The organism is Flavobacterium sp. ACAM 123 (assembly GCF_000264055.1).
Taxonomy (GTDB): Bacteria; Bacteroidota; Bacteroidia; order Flavobacteriales; family Flavobacteriaceae; genus Flavobacterium.
In genome coordinates, this window is sequence record NZ_AJXL01000025.1 from 1 (window position 1) to 17,775 (window position 17,775).

Below are 17,775 nucleotides of genomic sequence, written 5' to 3' on the forward strand. Positions count from 1 at the left end.
TTNTTTTTTTATCTGCATTTTAAAGTCTAAGTCTTATGAAAAGCTTTTTTGTTGAAAAATATTAATATCCCTACACCTGTAGAGATCGCCATATCAGCGATGTTAAAAACCGCATTAAAAAAAGTAAAATCTCTACCGCCCCAAAGAGGCAGCCAATCAGGCAAATTTCCATGCCAAAATGGAAAATAAAACATATCGACTACTTTGCCGTGAAAATAAGTACCATAAGGTTGTTCTGAAAACAATGTGGCCAATTGAGAATGGCTATCGTCAAAAATAACACCGTAAAAAACAGAGTCTATTATGTTACCGACAGCTCCTGCAAGTATTAATGCGATAGCTACAACTAAGTAATTTGAACTGTGTTTTTTTTCTACTGAATCCCACAACCAATAACCAATTCCGCCTACAGCAACCAGTCTAAATAGCGTTAGAAACAATTTGCCATAAGTCCCTGGAATTTCAGTACCCCATGCCATTCCTTCATTTTCAATGAATAGTACTTTAAACCATTTGAAAACTTCTACTTCCTCCCCTAATACGAAATTAGTTTTAATGTATATTTTCGAAACTTGATCAACGATTAATATAATGAAGATAAGTAGATACGATTTTCGTAATGACATTTTATAAATTTTAAGTGGGGCAAAAGTAGTTAAATTCTAAAAAATAAATTCCAAATCCCAATAATTTTACAAGTTATTATTGGAATTTGGAATTTTACTATTAGAAATTTAAATTTCTTATCGTTGCGAGTTTTTAGCTTCTATACTCATTGTTGCATGAGGGACAATTTTTAATCGCTCTTTGCTAATTAACTTCCCCGTAACTCTGCACAAGCCGTATGTTTTATTCTCTACACGGAATAGTGCGTTTTTTAAATCCCGAATAAACTTCTCCTGACGGATCGCTAATTGTGAGTTCGCTTCTTTAGACATCGATTCACTGCCTTCCTCAAATGCTTTAAATGTAGGTGATGTGTCGTCAGTTCCGTTATTCAAATCATTCATGTAAGCACTCTTAATCAAGTCTAAGTCTAATTGCGCTTTTTGTATTTTATTCAAAATTATTTGTTTGAACTCTGCCAAATCAGCGTCAGAGTATCTTGTTGGTGCCTCTACCATAATCTATTTGTTTGTAATTACTATTTTTGTTTTTATCTCGTCAAATTCTATTTCAGTACCGTCATGGATATTATCTACAAAAACCAATTCTTCTGTTAGTGTTTCTGATTTAATATATTCCACATTCCCTTTTACTGCCTCTTCCAGAGTATCATTTTTTTGCAAATGTACTTTGATTTTATCCGTCACTTCAAAACCCGACTCCTTTCTAATATTTTGAATTCTGTTGACTAATTCCCTTGCAATTCCTTCTTTTTTCAATTCCAGAGAAATAACAATGTCAAGTGCAACCGTTATTCCGTTTGAATTAGCAACCAAGAATCCTTCAATATCTTGGGACGAAATTTCTACATCTTCTGTTTTTAAAGTTATGCTTTTTCCAGCAATAACCACTTCTATACTACCATCGCTTTCCAACTGATTGATTTTATCAGCAGAAAAACCCTGTATCTCTTTGGAAATCAAACCCATATCTTTTCCAAAACGAGGTCCTAATGCTTTAAAATTAGGTTTAATTTGCTTCACTAAGACTCCAGAAGCATCATCTAAAAACAAGATTTCTTTAACGTTTACCTCTGCCTTTATAAGATCAGAAACGGCTTCAATTTCAAGCCTCTGTTTCTCGTCAAGGACTGGAATCATTACCTTTTGCAAAGGCTGACGCACCTTAATCATTTCCTTTTTACGGAGTGATAAAACTAATGACGAAATGGTTTGTGCCTTCTGCATTTTACTCTCTAACAATTTATTAACAAAGTTTTCAACGTGTTTTGGAAACTCTGCCAAATGTACACTGTCGAATTTTTCTGTTTGCGTTGTTAACGTTAAGTCTCTGTAAAGCTTATCCATAAAGAAAGGTGCAATAGGCGCCCCTAATTTACTTATCGTTAATAGGCAGGTGTATAATGTTTGGTAAGCTGCAATTTTATCCTGTGCATATTCTCCTTTCCAAAAACGTCTTCTGCACAAACGAACGTACCAGTTACTTAAATTTTCCTGTACGAAATCAGAAATGGCACGAGCTGCTTTTGTAGGCTCATAATCGGCGTAGAAACTATCTACGTCCTTTATTAACGTATTCAATTCTGAAATAATCCATTGATCAATCTCAGGTCGCTCCTTTAATGGAATTTCAGCTTCTTCATATTTAAATCCGTCGATGTTTGCATACAAGCTAAAGAACGAATAAGTATTGTATAAGGTACCAAAGAATTTTCTGCGAACCTCAGCGATTCCTTCAAGGTCAAATTTTAAATTATCCCAAGGATTTGCATTTGATATCATGTACCATCTTGTGGCATCCGGTCCGTATTCTGCTAGTGTTTCAAAAGGGTCTGCTGCATTTCCTAAGCGCTTAGACATTTTTTGTCCGTTTTTGTCTAAGACTAATCCATTCGAAACTACATTTTTATAGGCTACTTTGTCAAAAACTAAAGTTGCAATTGCATGTAGCGTATAAAACCATCCACGGGTTTGATCCACGCCTTCAGCAATGAAATCAGCTGGAAAATCTTTATTCGCGTCAATTTTCTCCTTATTCTCAAAAGGATAGTGCCATTGTGCATATGGCATCGACCCACTGTCAAACCAAACATCAATCAAATCTGCCTCCCGCTTCATTGATTTGCCCGAAGCAGATACCAAAGTGATTTCATCAACTACATTTTTATGCAAATCAACTAAATCATAGTTGTCTTCGTCCATGTTTCCAATTTCGAATCCTTTAAAAGGGTTTTCTTTTTGGAATCCAGCCTGAATTGATTTTTCTATTTCGTTGTATAATTCTCCTATCGAACCTATTAAAATCTCCTCCTTTTTGTCTTCTGTTCTCCAGATTGGCAAAGGGATTCCCCAAAATCTAGAACGCGATAAATTCCAGTCATTGGCATTTTTTATCCAGTTTCCAAAACGTCCTTCTCCAGTCGATTTTGGTTTCCAGTTAATGGTTTCGTTTAAGTCAAACATTCTGTCTCTAACCTCAGTGATTTTTATAAACCAAGAGTCAAGCGGATAGTATAAAATTGGTTTGTCTGTTCTCCAACAATGTGGATAACTATGGACATATTTCTCTACTTTAAAGGCTTTGTTTTCTTCTTTTAATCGAATGGCGATCTCAACATCAACGGAGCGCTCTGGCGCTTCGCCATCATTATAATATTCATTTTTTACATATTTACCAGCATACTCTCCTACATGTGAGGTAAACCTCCCTTGTAAATCGACTAAGGGAACCGGTGTGCCGTATTCATCAAGAACTAACATTGGCGGAATCTCAGGTACTGCTTCTTTGGCTACTTTGGCATCATCTGCACCAAAAGTAGGCGAGGTATGCACAATTCCTGTTCCATCCTCAATGGTAACAAAATCTCCTGCAATTACTCTAAAAGCATTTTCAGCATTTTGATACGGAAGTACCAATGGCATTAATTGTTCGTATTTGATTCCAACTAAATCGGCTCCTTTACATTCAGCAATGACTTGGTATGGAATTTTCTTGTCTCCTTCTTTGAAATTTTCAAAATCCGCTAAATCTTTACTTTCATAAAATCCTTTCCCGAATTGTTTCGCAACTAGATTTTTAGCCAAAACGACATTTGTATTTTTGAAAGTATATTGATTGAATGTTTTTACTAAAACATAATCGATTCTTGGACCTACTGTCAAAGCTGTATTAGACGGTAATGTCCAAGGAGTTGTTGTCCACGCTAAAAAATGGAAAACACCTCTCATCGAACCTTCACCATGAAAAAGAGGATAACTCAACTTAAAAGCTTTTTCAATAGTGTTATCTAATGTTTCACCATTAGGATAATGTAGTGCTTTAAATTGTGCAACAACAGTGGTGTCAGTCACATCCCTATAGCTTCCAGGTTGATTCACTTCATGAGAAGATAATCCTGTTCCTGCTTTTGGAGAATATGGTTGAATGGTGTAGCCTTTGTACATCAAATCTTTATTATAGATCTGTTTGAGCAACCACCAAACCGTTTCCATATATTTAGGCTTATACGTCACATATGGATCTTCCATATCAACCCAATAGCCCATTTTTTCGGTTAAATCATTCCATACATCAGTATAACGCATTACGGTTTTTTTACAAGCCTCGTTATATTCTTCGATGGAAATAGTCTTCCCTATGTCTTCTTTTGTAATCCCTAGTTCTTTCTCGGTGCCTAACTCAATAGGTAACCCGTGTGTATCCCAACCCGCTTTACGCTTCACTTGGAATCCTTTTTGTGTTTTATATCTACAAAAAATATCTTTAATAGCACGTGCCATTACATGGTGAATTCCCGGTAATCCATTTGCCGAAGGCGGACCTTCAAAAAACACGAATGGTGGGTTTCCTTCACGAGTGGTTACACTTTGTTCAAATATGTTTTCTTTTTTCCAAAAATCTAGTACTTCTGATGCTACGGTTGGTAAGTCAAGTCCTTTGTATTCAGTAAATTTTGTGCTCATTTTATTCTTTTCTTTAATCGATGTGCGAAAGTAAGGAATTTTGAATTATTGTACACTAATTTCATTAATTTTCACAAATCTTAGTTTTTAAATTACGACTAATCTCTCTAATTATTTACAAATTTAAAGCTTGAATCTCTATTTTTCGTCCCCTTCTAATTCGAAGAAATCATTCACAGATTTTCCAAACAACTTTGATAGTTTTAGTGCTAATACTGTTGATGGCACAAAGCGATTGGTTTCAATTGAATTGATTGTTTGTCTAGACACTCCTATTTTCTGCGCAAGTTCCTCTTGGGTAATATTTAAAATGGCGCGTTCTACTTTTAGTCTATTCTTCATTGTAGGATTTTTTTAATCTCCTAAAAACTAAAATTTGAATTATTAGTAAAAGACCAATAACAGCAAGATCTTTACTACCACTATACTCCTGTTCTATTGAGGACTTAAAAAAGAAGATATAATTAAAAAACGGTGTTATTAAATGAACTAGTACTGTCGCTATAACAGCATAGTTATACGATTGCATACGGATTTTCGCAATTAACTCATCTTCAATTTTTTCCTTCGATATTGAAATGACTAGCAGACCCAAAACCACAGTAGTAGAAGCTAATCTGTGAAACAAATAGTAGTATTTTGTATTTTCCAAAAAGGCTGCATTCATCACGATTGAAATAAATGAAATGATAACCAATACCAAACCAACAATTTTAAATTTATTAGGGAGTTGATAACCTGTAAATTTATTAACTTTTTCTATATCTACTTGTGCGTCTGATTTTTGTTTCATAAAGTAAAAAAATTAAAGCTTACTTTCCTTAAAGAATAGTAAACTTGATTAAAAGACAAATATACTTTACTTTTAAACACAAAAACAATTTTTTGAAAAGAATTTCAGCTTTATGAAAAAATCTCTTTTAAAACATCCAACGATTTAGGTTTCTTAAAGCCATCAAGATGATGCATATAATAATTAATCAGGATTTTCAATACCAGCTGTCTTTCGATAACGTGGAAGACTTTTTGATCGGTATCAAATCGTAAAGCGATGAGTTTTTTAAACAAATTGGTTTCATGCTCACTTAAAGAGCTAATCGCCTGAAAGGGAGTAAAAACACCTTCGATCATTTCGAAAAAAGGCATATCCATATCAGAGGTGTCAGGGTAGAATCCTAAATATTTTGTGGTCTCCAGCATTAGAATCAAATGAAAATTAGCCATTTCATCATGATTATCAAGCCAAAGCAAGGCCGCTTCCAAAAAGTCAAAAAGCGATTCGTTATTTTCCTCTTCACGTATTGAATGATGCAAAACTTCAGAAACAAACATCACAATCGTACTCTTATAAATATCGGAATGTATCGAATGAAAAGGAGTACTGATTTTTATTTCTTTAAAGTTCTCCAATGTGCCTTTATTCTTATGCACGGCCTCTATTTCTAGGATCGTTAAGGGTTGGAAATAAGCTATTTTCTGATTGGATTTTCGTCCCGAAAAAGCATCCCGAACAAAATAGGACTTTAATCCATGCGATTGGGTAAAGCATTTTACAATCAGACTTTTTTCCTGAAATTTTATCGACGAAAGAACGATCGCTTTTGTTTTTACCAACATTTAAATTTGGAATTTAATAATTATAATTTAACGGATAATCATTACTTTTTTAACTTTGGTTTCCACTCCGTCCTGTGCCGATATAAAAATCATATATACTCCCGAAGCCACCTTATATTTTCCAAAAGCAGTCGTATCCCACTCTAATGTGCCTCCTTCTGAAATAGCTTCGTACACTAAATTTCCCGCAATATCGGTGATTTTCACATTAGCTCTATTGATTAATCCTGCAATTTTTACCGTTCCGTCATATTCAGGCCGAACTGGATTTGGATAAATATAAGCACTATCTAGATCCTCACTAGCTTTTGTTGCGATTCCTTTAAACGAAAGCAATCCCTTAGTTGTGGCTATAAAGACTTCACCAGTTGTACTGTTTATATCAATGTCATTAATAACATTACTGGGCAAAGGAGAGTTGTTGATTGTAAAATGATATTTGGTCTCCTGTCCATTTGATGAGACTAAAAAAACACCTGAATCAGCTGTACCTATCCATTTATTATTAGCTCCATCAACTGCAATGTCAGTAATAAATTGCTCGTATAATAATTCTTGCGCTAGGTTATCCTCTAAAATAATTACAGGATTAGTCGTTAGCTGATCCCCTGTCTGGAAACTTCCCACATTAGACAATATACGTAGGCCTTTAGTAGTCCCAATCCAGAGTTGGTTTCGATTATCCACAGCTAAAGCTCTAACATCTGAAGCAGGTAAATTTCCAGTATCGGTTCCTACTGTGATTTTTTTAAAAGCACTCCCGCTTTCGTTAAAACCAATAACACCGTCTCTATTTGTTGCCATCCATTTCGTACTATTTTTATCAATGACCATTCTGCCAAAGCTATTATCTTCACTCGCGTCTATTATATTGTCCGTCGAAAAACGCTGCCACTGCCCATCTGTTTTAAAGACTTTTAATCCGTTTTTTACTAAACTATTATTTACCCAAAAATTTCCTGCTTTATCAAATGCGGCACCATTTATTCGCACATCAATATAACTTGGACCTAAAAAGCTAATTGACTCTAATCCACTATTTTTTTGATTAAACAAAAAGACAGGAATATCATTCTCAATTTTCAACAAACCCGAAAAAAAAGAACAAGCATAAACTTCATCTTCATTATTGGGATTTACGGTAATCCTAGACAATGCTTTAGCTCCTAAAACCTCCTCGTAAGGAATGTTGAGCCAACCGGAAGAACTAAATTTACTGATTCCGAATGCTGTAGGGCCACGACCTGGTATGTATTCATAGGGATTGTAACCTACCGAATAGCCGCCGTAAACTAACCAGAGATTACTCGAGGTCGACTGTAATGCAAACACACTATTTTTTGAAGGTCCCATAGGCGTCGTATTTTCAAAAACAGAAACCGTGGCGATCGTGGTGGTTAGTAAACCGTTTTCTTTTGTACCAATGTAAATTATATCGTCAATACTAGTGGCGCAAGTAAAAACAGGGCTGTAATCCGGAATTTGATTATTGTTTATTTGACGTACTAAACTCAATTGCCTATTGTATACGTAGACACTGCCAGCAGTAGTTATCATTAAATAAGCCCCACTTGTCCGAGTGTCGAGAGTAGGTTGAGACAATGTCGCAAACCCTGTGAAAGAATTCGTGCTTGCGTTGTATTTATTCAGATTTCCCGAATCGCTAACTGCAATAAGTTCTGCACCAAAGGCCTCTACTCCCGACCAACTTCCAGTAGCAACCGACCTCCACTGCTTGTAGTCATTTAAATTTTTACTTGAAATGGAAGCGCTACGAACGCCGTTGTTTGTAGCAGCATAAATAAATCCGTTATGAATGGCCGTTTGCCTGACACTTATTTCTGCACCGGTGTCGCCAATGAAATAAGTATCGCCAAAAAGCATACTCTCTAAATTAAATTGCACAATCCCAAAGTCACAGGAAACATATACAATATCCTCAAACTCCATGAAATGATTTACTTTTTTCTTGTTTGCCGGAAGCTGTTTATTGATAATATCAACTACTTTCAACATGGTGCCATCAGCCTCATTAATCACAATTATAAGTCCGTTTTCATAACCGACGAGTGTTTTATTAAAAACAGTGTTGTAGTAAATAGAACTAATCGTTTGACCGGAAAGCCCATCGACCGTATTGGTTGTTACGATTTGATTGTCAATCGTGTTTTTAGAAAACAAAGCATTTTCTGAGGCAACAAAAATTGCTGTAGAAGAGGCTGAAATATCTTTAATTTCATTATATGAAAAATAGCCTTGCCACGACAAATCTTTTTGGGAGAAACCCATTTGTGTGAGTAGTAAAAGTAGAAAGCTATAAAATATTCTTTTCATTGTGGAGGATACTTATGATTCACAAATATAACACAAACCTAAGCATTCGGTTTTTGTTCTAATCAAAAAAATGCCTTCTGTCCAATCCCGAAGTATCGAGATCACAGAAGGCATTTAATTTATTTAAAAAAAGATTTATACCACTCCTTGAGCAAGCATAGCGTCAGCCACTTTAACGAAACCAGCAATATTTGCTCCTTTCACGTAGTCAATATATCCATTTGCATCAGAACCGTATTTCACACAGGAAGAATGAATATTAAGCATGATTTCTTTTAGTTTTTGATCTACCTCTTCAGAAGTCCAGCTCAATCGCAATGAGTTTTGAGACATTTCTAAACCTGAGGTTGCAACACCACCAGCATTTGCCGCTTTTCCTGGAGCAAATAATAATTTAGCATTTTGAAAAACTAAAACAGCATCCGGTGTTGTAGGCATATTAGCTCCTTCAGCCACACAAACACATCCGTTTGCTACCAAAGTTTTAGCTTCCTTTTCGTTCAATTCGTTTTGTGTCGCACAAGGTAATGCAATATCACATTTCACTTCCCAAGGACGTTTTCCAGCAATATATTTAGCGTTTGGATATTTCTTAACATACTCGCTAATTCTTCCTCTTAATTCATTTTTAAGCTCCATTACAAAAGCTAATTTCTCAGCATCAATCCCTTCGGCATCGTAGATGTAACCTGCAGAATCTGACATAGTAACTACTTTACCACCTAATTGAGTCGCTTTTTCAGAAGAATATTGAGCAACGTTTCCAGAACCGGAAACAACAACTGTTTTACCTTCAAAACTACTTCCCTTAGTTTCTAACATACTTTGCGCGAAATACACGTTTCCGTAACCTGTAGCCTCAGGTCTTATTAACGAACCTCCATAAGAAAGTCCCTTACCCGTTAAGATTCCTGTAAATTCATTTCTCAGTCTTTTATATTGACCAAACATAAATCCAACTTCTCTTCCTCCAACACCGATATCCCCAGCAGGTACATCTGTATTTGCACCAATGTGCCTAGACAACTCAGTCATGAAACTTTGGCAAAAACGCATTACTTCATTATCTGATTTACCTTTAGGATCAAAATCAGCCCCCCCTTTTCCACCGCCCATTGGCAACGTGGTTAAGCTATTTTTAAAAGTTTGCTCGAATGCTAAAAATTTTAGAATACTTAAATTTACAGAAGGGTGAAAACGAAGTCCTCCTTTATATGGTCCGATAGCCGAATTCATTTGTATGCGATATCCTCTATTAACTTGAGTAGCTCCTTTATCATCAATCCAAGCTACACGAAACGTAATGATTCGGTCAGACTCAACCATTCTTTCCAAAAGCATTTTGTTTTGGTATTTTTTATTTTCTTCAATGAAAGGAATTACTGTTTCAGCAACTTCTAAAACTGCCTGTAAGAATTCTGGCTCGTTTGGGTTTCTTTTAGTAACCTCTTCAATAAAAGTAGTAATACTTTGTGACATGATTATTAGATTATTAACGTTTAAGAAAACGTTTTCGTTAGTGAGCGCAAATATACGAGTTCTTAGAATATTTCTTAATAATATTTTACTATATCTTAGCGAATTATCTTTTTACCAATAATTCCTTAAAAAAATAGGATCTGAAGTTGTGCTTTATTCCAAAACGTTGTACTTTTCATAAGCAATTTAGCTTTTAATTATCTATCTTTAAATTTATTTTTAATGGATGAATGATGTTTTTTCTATATTTGCAAAGACTTGAAATTTTAACAAAAAATGCTCAAATACTTCTCTATCTTTTTGTTTGTCTTAATGGGTTTTTCATTTAGTGCAAATGCGCAATTCGGATTTTCGCATGAAGTAGGGGTTATAGCCGGACCTGTGGCTTTCCAATCTGACTATGGACAGCGATACAATTTCGATACAAATGCAGGAAATACGGGAATGGGAATCGGGATAATTCATTATATCAATTTTTCCTATAAAGCAGAATGCAACTGCTATACTCGTGATACTTACTTTAATGATCACTTCAAGCTAAGAAGCGAACTTTCTTATAACAAAACCGACTTAGAGCATCTGGGAGAATGGGTAGCCCCTGAACGTACAAGTTTTGGCGCAAAGCAATTGAGGGCAATGAAAGGAAGTACAGCCGTGACCAATATAGGAATGCAATTAGAGTATTTCCCTTTCAGCATCCGTGATTTTACTGCAAGAACAGGTAGTTTAGGACCATTTATAAGCCTGGGAGGTCAATTCAGCTACTACAATGCCAAAGCCTATTCCACCTTAGGCCCTTTGGGTACACCACTAACTACATTTCCAAAATATTTAACTCCTACGGATAATCGCCCTTATGGGTTTTCCACTGAGGGGGGCACAGTATGGTCAATTGTTACTAGTGTAGGAACCCGTTATAAATTAAGCCCATTAAGGGATTTAATGATTGATTTGAGATTTCAATATTTTTTTTCCAATTGGGTAGATGGTTTAAATCCAAATCCAGCGATTTACAAAGAAAACAAGGCCAACGACTGGTTAGTCTGGCTTAATTTTGGTTATATCTACTACCTACAATAGCACTAAAAATTTTATAGAAAAAAGCCTAATTCTACGATTTAGAATTGGGCTTTTTAATGTAATATCACTCTCAAAGAAAGAGACTAAGCCATTTAAGCTAACGCTCGTTTTAGATCGTCTATCAGATCTTCTGCATCTTCGATACCTACGCTCAATCGAACTAAATCATCCGTAATTCCAATTTCTTTTCTTTTATCTTCTGGAATCGATGCATGCGCCATCATTACGGAGTAATTTGCCAGTGACTCTACTCCCCCTAAAGATTCTGCTAGGGTGAATAGTTTTATTTTTTCAAGAAAATCGATTGCATCTTCTTTTTTACCGGATACGAAATTGAAAGAAACCATTCCTCCAAAGCCACGCATTTGCTTTTTAGCAATTTCATGAAAGGGGTCACTTGACAATCCTGGAAAATATACGGTTTTAACTTTTGGATGATTGTTCAAAAATTCAGCTATTTTTTCTCCATTTTCGCAATGTCGTTGCATTCTTAAATGCAATGTTTTTATTCCTCTCAGCACTAAAAAACTATCCATAGGTCCCAATATCGCTCCAGTAGCAAATTGTTGAAAATGCATTTGTTTACCTAGTTCTGCATCTTTCATAATCAAAGCACCTGCCATCACATCAGAATGTCCTGCAAGGTATTTTGTTGCTGAATGCATTACGATATCTGCGCCTAAATCTAATGGATTTTGCAAGTAAGGTGTTGCAAAAGTATTGTCAACGGCAAAAAGCACTTTATGCAATTTTGTGATTTTAGCAATTGCTTCAATATCTACCAATTTCATCATAGGATTTGTTGGTGTTTCTACCCAAACTAGTTTCGTTTTTTCACTAAGCAATGACTTGAATTTTTCCATGTCATTCATATCTATAAAATGGAATAGTATACCTGAATCTTTATAAATTCTTGTAAACAACCTGTAAGTCCCTCCATACAAGTCATCCATAGCAATAACTTCATCACCTGGTTTCAATCCCCGCATCAAACAATCTGTTGCCGCTAACCCAGATGAAAACGCTAATCCTCTTGAGCCATTCTCAATACTCGCCAATGCATTTTCTAAAGCTGTTCTTGTGGGGTTTGCAGTTCTGCTGTATTCATAATCCCCCATAGGATGACCAGGGCTTATTTGTGCATACGTAGTTGTTTGATAGATGGGTGGCATTACAGCCCCAGTGCTTGGATCTGGATGCTGACCACCGTGTATTGTTTTAGTATTGAATTTCATTTGGTTTCCGTTTTTAATGCTTTTACAAACTTACCCATTAATTTATTCTAAGAAAGGAACAAGTTCCTACCTTTGTATTTAATTAACACTTTTTTGAGATGAAAAATTATATCCTTTTTGCCTCTTGTTCTTTCTATTGGCACGTTGTGAAAAAGAACTCGTTTTTGAAAATCAGTCTTTTGAAAAAAAACAAGCTTGAACTGTAAGGATAATTGTCCTTCAATACGTGTTCGAATTCCTATTGCTAAAGGCGTCCCAATAGTATCCGACAGCATCAATAAAAAAGTGTTTTCTGTTTTGAAAGAGATCGTATACTTTGGAGAAAAACCTTATACCTCGAACGATTTTGCGGAGCTAGTCAATTCATTCATTGATTCGTACGAAAAACTGCAAAAAGACTTTCCAAAAGATTCCTTTGGCTGGGAAGCCAAAATTGACGGCGAAATAAAATACCTGTCTGAGAACATTATCAATATAGAAATCAAACATTACACTTACACTGGTGGGGCTCATGGCTATCAAGGACAACGCTCTTTACTATTTGACCCAAACACAGGTAAAACGATTTTACAACATCAATTATTTAAGGATATAAATACATTTAGAGTTTTCGCTGAAAAAAAATTCAGAAGTAAATATAAAATCCCAGAAAACGAATCGATTAATGCAACAGGATTGCTATTTGAAAACGACACCTTTCATTTGCTTCAAAACCTGTTTTATACTGATAAAGGATTACTTTTATTTTACAATTCCTACGAAGCTGCCTCATATGCTGATGGAACAAAAGAGTTATTACTATCGTATAAAGAGATAAGTGACTATTTGTTGATTAAATAGTTATTAGAGATTTATATCTAAAGCATATGTCAGATACCATTTTTTCTCTATTAATTGGAATCTATATTCTGAACTAAATCCAGAATTTTCTAAAGAACATTTCTCAACAAACGACGTTCCTGTTTTCTTCCATTCGGTTTTAAATTCTAATGTGTCAATGTCGTAAATTTTAGTTTTTAATAGTATCCAATTTACTTTTGTCCACTTATTTTTTTCGAAACCATCTCTGTTTTGGCCTTCTAAAGGAAATTTAATCCGAGATATTTGAAACAAACTATCTGAATGAAATTGGTTGTAAAACACTTCAAAATTTTCTACAACAACAGCTGACTTTTGAATGTTCTTTAACTTTTCACTTCTCTTACAATTTATTAAAAAAAATAAAAGACGATACTAAAATCAGTACTCTACTGGGCGTTTTATTCATATCTCACATTAATTTTGACACGTTTATGAGCTACGATTGCAAGCTTTGTCAAAGTTTTGAACTTTGACAAAGCTGTTATAAAAGAAATTGTTCGGTTTTATAACAACCTAAATTTATAAAATACCACAAATCGCGTAGCCCTGATAGCAGCGAAAACCCTTTTGCACTCCACCCTATTTTTTTATGGTAGAAAAGAGCGACCGGAAGAAGCTCCTTTTATAGCTTAGAAAAAAGGGGAGAAGGGCAAGAGGTTGTAGTGGAAAGCGGGATTAGCTGCTCATAGAAATCAACCTAAACAAGCTTGCGGATACTCATTATAACCCCAATGTGCATCCCTTCGTGAAAGTCATTAAAAGCAATCGCATCTAAAGCGCTTTTTAGTACAATCCCTGCAGATGTTGGATATTCTTGATAATTAGTGAAAATTTTATTTTCTAAATCGGTTTCAGTCTGGTTGATGGTTTCCACAAGTAATGTTTGGATTTCATCGACTTCGGCTTGAGTTGCAATATGTTCTGGCTTGGTTCCTTTTTTATATTTCTCGACCATTTCGTTTGAAATCATCATAGGTACTCCTGATAAATTGTAAACTAACATCTGTTGAACGACAATGATATGGGCAATATTCCAAATTAAGTTATTGTTGTATCCTTCGGGAATTTTATTCAACTGGTCTAGGGTATATCCCGCCAGCATTTGAGATACTATTTTTCTACTTGTTCTGGTAATGTCTAATGTTTGTTGCATTTTTCTAATTTTTTGAATAAAAATAATCATTTTCCGTCTCAAATGAATTTTCTTTGCACAAAGAAAATGCAGTTTATTATGAACAAAATATATTACATCGCTTCCTGCGATACTTGTAGAAAAATTATAAAATCGTTACCAAAAGGAAGTGACCTTGTGTTTCGTGACATCAAACAAGATCCACTTACAGCTGAGGAACTAGAGGAAATGTACCAACTTTCAGGAAGTTATGAAGCCTTGTTCAGTAAAAAAGCCCAATTGTATAAGTCTATGAATTTAAAAGACAAGTCCTTGACCGAAGAAGACTATCAAAAATATATTTTAGAGCATTATACTTTTTTGAGCCGACCTGTTTTTGTCATTAACAATGGCGTTTATGTTGGCGGAACCCAACAAAACATGCTTCAAGTCATGAAAGCATTGGCTAATGTCTAAAAGGAATGTTGCACTGTTTGGTGCGACCATTGTTTCCGTAATATACGGAATCACTTTTACCATAGCAAAGGATGTAATGCCAGAGTACATCGATGCTTATGGTTTTATTTTGTTAAGGGTGAGCGGCGCCATGCTTTTGTTTTGGCTGTCTTGGTTGTTTATGCCAAAGGAAAAAATAGCGCTACACGATTTTCCGCGAATTATTGCTGCGGCATTCTTTGGTGTCGCCTTTAACATGCTTACCTTTTTTAAAGGTTTAAGCCTTACTTCTCCCATCTCGGCATCCGTAATTATGGTGACCACCCCGATGATTGTATTAATCCTTTCGGCGATTATCCTGAAAGAGCGTATGCGCAAACGCATGGTCGCTGGTATTATCCTAGGACTTACAGGGACGGCGTTTCTTATATTATACGGCCGGTCAATAGGCAGCGCCACAAATGCGAGTATCGGTAATATGCTGGTTTTAATAAATGCAATTTCCTATGGTTTTTATTTGATAATCGTCAAGAAATTAATGGATAAATACAATGCCTTCACCTTTGTGAAATGGATCTATTTATTCGGGTTTTTGATGGTATTACCTTTTGGCTGGGGCCAATTTGAGGCCGCTAATTGGGCATTGGTGCCAACATTAATTTATTGGAAAATAGGCTTTGTAGTGGTCATCTCCACTTTTATTACCTATTTACTAAATTTGCTCACCATGAAAGAATTAAAACCAACAACAGTTGCCGTTTTTATTTATCTCCAACCCGTATTTGCTACGGTATTTGCTATTGGGTTAGGCAAAGATGAATTGAATCTAGTAAAAATACTGTCGGCAATTTTGATATTTGTCGGTGTCTATTTAGTGACATCCTCCCCCCAGCGCGTTAAAAAGGAGAAATAGACTAGATGTAAAAAAATGGTCAGCAATAATTTCTACATCTTATTAATAAAAATGAAACTGCCTTCTACTAAGACATAAAATGTTTACATTTCCCGCTTTCCCTCCTTCGCGGGTTAGGGGCTTTTTTTTACTACCTTTGCACTCTTTTAGAAAATTATATGATACAATCAATGACCGGCTTTGGTAAAGCAACTATTCAATTACCAACCAAGAAAATAACAGTAGAAGTTAAATCTTTAAACAGTAAAGGTTTGGATTTGAATGTGCGAATGCCTTCGCTGTACCGCGAGATGGAATTGGGTTTGCGGACTCAAATTGCTTCAACACTAGAACGAGGAAAAGTAGATTTTTCTATTTTTATAGAAAGTACCGCTGAGCAAACTTCAACAAGAGTGAATGTGCCGATTGTAAAAGCCTATATGGATCAACTCAAAGAAATTTGTAACGAAGGATACGAAACCGAATTAATGAAAATGGCAATCAGAATGCCAGATGCATTAAAAATTGAACGTGACGAAATTGATGAAAACGACTGGATTCAAATTCAAACCGTTATCGAAGAGGCGCTGCAAAACATCCTGACTTTTAGAAAAGATGAAGGGCTGTCTTTAGAAAAAGAATTTCAATTGCGTATTGGAAACATTCGTCAGTACATGACTGACACTTTAGCATTGGATTCAGAACGCGTTAAGGCAATAAAAGATCGCTTACAAACGGCTATTGGGGAGTTAAAAGTAAATGTAGATGAAAATCGCTTTGAACAAGAATTAATCTATTATTTAGAAAAGTTGGACATCACCGAAGAAAAAGTACGTTTAACAAATCACCTAGATTACTTCTTGGAGACGCTAAATGGAGCAGTAGCTAACGGCAGAAAATTAGGTTTTATTACCCAAGAAATGGGTCGTGAAATTAATACCATGGGATCTAAATCCAATCATGCACAAATGCAAAAGTTAGTCGTTCAAATGAAAGACGAATTAGAAAAGATTAAAGAACAGGTTTTGAACGTGTTATAGCTTATTAGCCCTCAAAGGGGGAATTAAAAAATAAAAAAATGAGCAAAGGAGGAAAGTTAATCGTGTTTTCAGCACCTTCGGGATCTGGTAAAACAACGATAGTCAGACATCTATTAAGCCAAGGAGATTTGAATCTAGAATTTTCTATTTCAGCAGCTTCTCGAGAATCAAGAGGCGAAGAAGCACATGGAAAAGATTATTACTTCATTTCAACTGAAGAATTCAAACAACATATCAAGAATGACGACTTTCTAGAATGGGAAGAAGTGTACAGAGACAATTTCTACGGAACTTTAAAAAGCGAAGTAGACCGTATCTGGGCCAAAGGAAAAAATGTGATTTTTGATATTGACGTTGCAGGTGGCTTACGAATCAAGTCTAAATTTCAGGATGAAACATTGGCCGTTTTTGTAAAACCACCTAGTATTGATGAGTTAAAAATTCGTTTAAAAAAACGCTCCACCGAAAGTGAAGACAAGATCAATATGCGCATTGCAAAAGCATCGGTAGAACTCGCAACTGCCCCACAATTTGACGTAATTATTAAAAATTACGATTTAGATACTGCTTTGGAAGAAGCGCATCAATTGGTGAAGGATTTTGTAGCCAAATAGTTGTTTTAGTGACTAGTCCTAAGTCCCTAGTAATTCTTAGAACGTTAAATAAAAAGAAAACTTATGAGCGGAGTTAAATCGTACAAGGAATTACTTATTTGGCAAAAAGGTATTAAAATAGTTCTGTTAGTTTATAAGCTGACAAAGTATTTTCCAGACGATGAAAAATACGCATTGACGAGTCAGCTGAAAAGAGCCAGCGTTTCAATCCCGTCCAATATTGCAGAAGGTTTTGGACGACAAACCGATAAATCATTTAATCATTTTTTAAATATTGCAAGAGGCTCCTTAAACGAAATAGAAACTCAATTAATTATCGCAAAAGAATTAGAATTTGTTAATAATGATAAGCTATTTAATGAGATTGTTTTCTTAATCGAAGAAGAAAGTAAGATGATTAATGCCTTTGCGAGAAATTTAAAATAATTTTAAAGAGTTAGTCTTAAGCGAATTGATATTATTTAGAG

Annotated in this window: 17 protein-coding genes; 7 read left to right on the plus strand and 10 right to left on the minus strand. The window is 35.3% G+C overall.

Going from position 1 to position 17,775, the window contains the following annotated elements:
- Nucleotides 1–26 precede the first annotated feature (26 nt).
- From A3SG_RS0106325 to gdhA, 8 genes are all read right to left on the minus strand, one after another.
- Nucleotides 27–626, minus strand: a complete 600-nt coding sequence (locus A3SG_RS0106325) for a lipoprotein signal peptidase (protein WP_016989183.1) — start codon at nucleotides 624–626, stop codon at nucleotides 27–29.
- Between the two features lie 117 nt (nucleotides 627–743).
- Nucleotides 744–1,124 (minus strand): TraR/DksA family transcriptional regulator, encoded by a 381-nt coding sequence (locus A3SG_RS0106330; RefSeq protein WP_016989184.1) that lies wholly within the window; start codon nucleotides 1,122–1,124, stop codon nucleotides 744–746.
- A 3-nt stretch (nucleotides 1,125–1,127) separates the two neighbouring features.
- Entirely contained in the window at nucleotides 1,128–4,589 is a 3,462-nt protein-coding gene (gene ileS / locus A3SG_RS0106335) for an isoleucine--tRNA ligase (RefSeq protein WP_016989185.1), read from the minus strand.
- A 138-nt stretch (nucleotides 4,590–4,727) separates the two neighbouring features.
- On the minus strand, nucleotides 4,728–4,931 hold the full coding sequence (locus A3SG_RS0106340) for a helix-turn-helix transcriptional regulator (RefSeq protein WP_016989186.1): 204 nt from the start codon (nucleotides 4,929–4,931) through the stop codon (nucleotides 4,728–4,730).
- Nucleotides 4,921–5,382, minus strand: coding sequence for a hypothetical protein (locus A3SG_RS0106345; RefSeq protein WP_016989187.1), 462 nt, complete (start codon nucleotides 5,380–5,382; stop codon nucleotides 4,921–4,923). The genes A3SG_RS0106340 and A3SG_RS0106345 overlap by 11 nt, the downstream gene beginning before the upstream one ends.
- Before the next feature lie 110 nt (nucleotides 5,383–5,492).
- On the minus strand, nucleotides 5,493–6,206 hold the full coding sequence (recO, locus tag A3SG_RS0106350; protein ID WP_016989188.1) for a DNA repair protein RecO: 714 nt from the start codon (nucleotides 6,204–6,206) through the stop codon (nucleotides 5,493–5,495).
- Nucleotides 6,207–6,233: 27 nt separating this feature from the next.
- Nucleotides 6,234–8,540 (minus strand): T9SS type A sorting domain-containing protein, encoded by a 2,307-nt coding sequence (locus A3SG_RS0106355; protein WP_029596643.1) that lies wholly within the window; start codon nucleotides 8,538–8,540, stop codon nucleotides 6,234–6,236.
- A gap of 135 nt (nucleotides 8,541–8,675) precedes the next feature.
- The gene (gene gdhA, locus A3SG_RS0106360; RefSeq protein WP_016989190.1) at nucleotides 8,676–10,019 is read right to left on the minus strand and encodes an NADP-specific glutamate dehydrogenase; all 1,344 of its coding nucleotides are present in this window, start codon (nucleotides 10,017–10,019) and stop codon (nucleotides 8,676–8,678) included.
- 276 nt (nucleotides 10,020–10,295) lie between these two features.
- On the opposite strand from gdhA, the gene A3SG_RS0106365 reads away from it, so the two are divergent.
- Nucleotides 10,296–11,099: a THC0290_0291 family protein gene (locus tag A3SG_RS0106365; protein ID WP_029596644.1), complete on the plus strand. Its 804-nt coding sequence runs from the start codon at nucleotides 10,296–10,298 to the stop codon at nucleotides 11,097–11,099.
- A gap of 92 nt (nucleotides 11,100–11,191) precedes the next feature.
- On the opposite strand, the gene A3SG_RS0106370 is transcribed toward A3SG_RS0106365, so the two are convergent.
- On the minus strand, nucleotides 11,192–12,334 hold the full coding sequence (locus A3SG_RS0106370) for a cystathionine gamma-synthase (RefSeq protein WP_016989192.1): 1,143 nt from the start codon (nucleotides 12,332–12,334) through the stop codon (nucleotides 11,192–11,194).
- A 195-nt stretch (nucleotides 12,335–12,529) separates the two neighbouring features.
- Here A3SG_RS0106370 and A3SG_RS19250 point away from each other — a divergent pair, with 195 nt between their 5' ends.
- On the plus strand, nucleotides 12,530–13,174 hold the full coding sequence (locus A3SG_RS19250) for a DUF3298 and DUF4163 domain-containing protein (protein ID WP_016989193.1): 645 nt from the start codon (nucleotides 12,530–12,532) through the stop codon (nucleotides 13,172–13,174).
- 718 nt (nucleotides 13,175–13,892) lie between these two features.
- On the opposite strand, the gene A3SG_RS0106385 is transcribed toward A3SG_RS19250, so the two are convergent.
- Nucleotides 13,893–14,348: a DinB family protein gene (locus A3SG_RS0106385; RefSeq protein ID WP_029596645.1), complete on the minus strand. Its 456-nt coding sequence runs from the start codon at nucleotides 14,346–14,348 to the stop codon at nucleotides 13,893–13,895.
- Between the two features lie 78 nt (nucleotides 14,349–14,426).
- On the opposite strand from A3SG_RS0106385, the gene A3SG_RS0106390 reads away from it, so the two are divergent.
- The 5 genes from A3SG_RS0106390 to A3SG_RS0106410 all read left to right on the plus strand — a co-directional run bounded on the left by A3SG_RS0106390 (nucleotide 14,427) and on the right by A3SG_RS0106410 (nucleotide 17,734).
- Nucleotides 14,427–14,783, plus strand: a complete 357-nt coding sequence (locus A3SG_RS0106390) for an arsenate reductase family protein (protein ID WP_029596646.1) — start codon at nucleotides 14,427–14,429, stop codon at nucleotides 14,781–14,783.
- Entirely contained in the window at nucleotides 14,776–15,675 is a 900-nt protein-coding gene (locus A3SG_RS0106395) for a DMT family transporter (RefSeq protein ID WP_016989197.1), read from the plus strand. The genes A3SG_RS0106390 and A3SG_RS0106395 overlap by 8 nt, the downstream gene beginning before the upstream one ends.
- Before the next feature lie 158 nt (nucleotides 15,676–15,833).
- Nucleotides 15,834–16,694, plus strand: a complete 861-nt coding sequence (locus tag A3SG_RS0106400; protein WP_035663532.1) for a YicC/YloC family endoribonuclease — start codon at nucleotides 15,834–15,836, stop codon at nucleotides 16,692–16,694.
- A 38-nt stretch (nucleotides 16,695–16,732) separates the two neighbouring features.
- Nucleotides 16,733–17,308 carry a guanylate kinase gene (gmk, locus tag A3SG_RS0106405; protein ID WP_016989199.1) on the plus strand — a complete coding sequence of 192 codons (576 nt, stop codon included), beginning with the start codon at nucleotides 16,733–16,735 and terminating at the stop codon, nucleotides 17,306–17,308.
- 63 nt (nucleotides 17,309–17,371) lie between these two features.
- The gene (locus A3SG_RS0106410) at nucleotides 17,372–17,734 is read left to right on the plus strand and encodes a four helix bundle protein (protein ID WP_016989200.1); all 363 of its coding nucleotides are present in this window, start codon (nucleotides 17,372–17,374) and stop codon (nucleotides 17,732–17,734) included.
- Nucleotides 17,735–17,775 lie beyond the last annotated feature (41 nt).

What these genes read in the sequence shown, in the direction of transcription:
- A3SG_RS0106325 (WP_016989183.1), bottom strand. Translation starts at nt 626, where the DNA reads ATGTCATTACGAAAATCGTATCTACTTATCTTCATTATATTAATCGTT.
- A3SG_RS0106330 (WP_016989184.1), bottom strand. Translation starts at nt 1,124, where the DNA reads ATGGTAGAGGCACCAACAAGATACTCTGACGCTGATTTGGCAGAGTTC.
- ileS (WP_016989185.1), bottom strand. Translation starts at nt 4,589, where the DNA reads ATGAGCACAAAATTTACTGAATACAAAGGACTTGACTTACCAACCGTA.
- A3SG_RS0106340 (WP_016989186.1), bottom strand. Translation starts at nt 4,931, where the DNA reads ATGAAGAATAGACTAAAAGTAGAACGCGCCATTTTAAATATTACCCAA.
- A3SG_RS0106345 (WP_016989187.1), bottom strand. Translation starts at nt 5,382, where the DNA reads ATGAAACAAAAATCAGACGCACAAGTAGATATAGAAAAAGTTAATAAA.
- recO (WP_016989188.1), bottom strand. Translation starts at nt 6,206, where the DNA reads ATGTTGGTAAAAACAAAAGCGATCGTTCTTTCGTCGATAAAATTTCAG.
- A3SG_RS0106355 (WP_029596643.1), bottom strand. Translation starts at nt 8,540, where the DNA reads ATGAAAAGAATATTTTATAGCTTTCTACTTTTACTACTCACACAAATG.
- gdhA (WP_016989190.1), bottom strand. Translation starts at nt 10,019, where the DNA reads ATGTCACAAAGTATTACTACTTTTATTGAAGAGGTTACTAAAAGAAAC.
- A3SG_RS0106365 (WP_029596644.1), top strand. Translation starts at nt 10,296, where the DNA reads ATGCTCAAATACTTCTCTATCTTTTTGTTTGTCTTAATGGGTTTTTCA.
- A3SG_RS0106370 (WP_016989192.1), bottom strand. Translation starts at nt 12,334, where the DNA reads ATGAAATTCAATACTAAAACAATACACGGTGGTCAGCATCCAGATCCA.
- A3SG_RS0106385 (WP_029596645.1), bottom strand. Translation starts at nt 14,348, where the DNA reads ATGCAACAAACATTAGACATTACCAGAACAAGTAGAAAAATAGTATCT.
- A3SG_RS0106390 (WP_029596646.1), top strand. Translation starts at nt 14,427, where the DNA reads ATGAACAAAATATATTACATCGCTTCCTGCGATACTTGTAGAAAAATT.
- A3SG_RS0106395 (WP_016989197.1), top strand. Translation starts at nt 14,776, where the DNA reads ATGTCTAAAAGGAATGTTGCACTGTTTGGTGCGACCATTGTTTCCGTA.
- A3SG_RS0106400 (WP_035663532.1), top strand. Translation starts at nt 15,834, where the DNA reads ATGATACAATCAATGACCGGCTTTGGTAAAGCAACTATTCAATTACCA.
- gmk (WP_016989199.1), top strand. Translation starts at nt 16,733, where the DNA reads ATGAGCAAAGGAGGAAAGTTAATCGTGTTTTCAGCACCTTCGGGATCT.
- A3SG_RS0106410 (WP_016989200.1), top strand. Translation starts at nt 17,372, where the DNA reads ATGAGCGGAGTTAAATCGTACAAGGAATTACTTATTTGGCAAAAAGGT.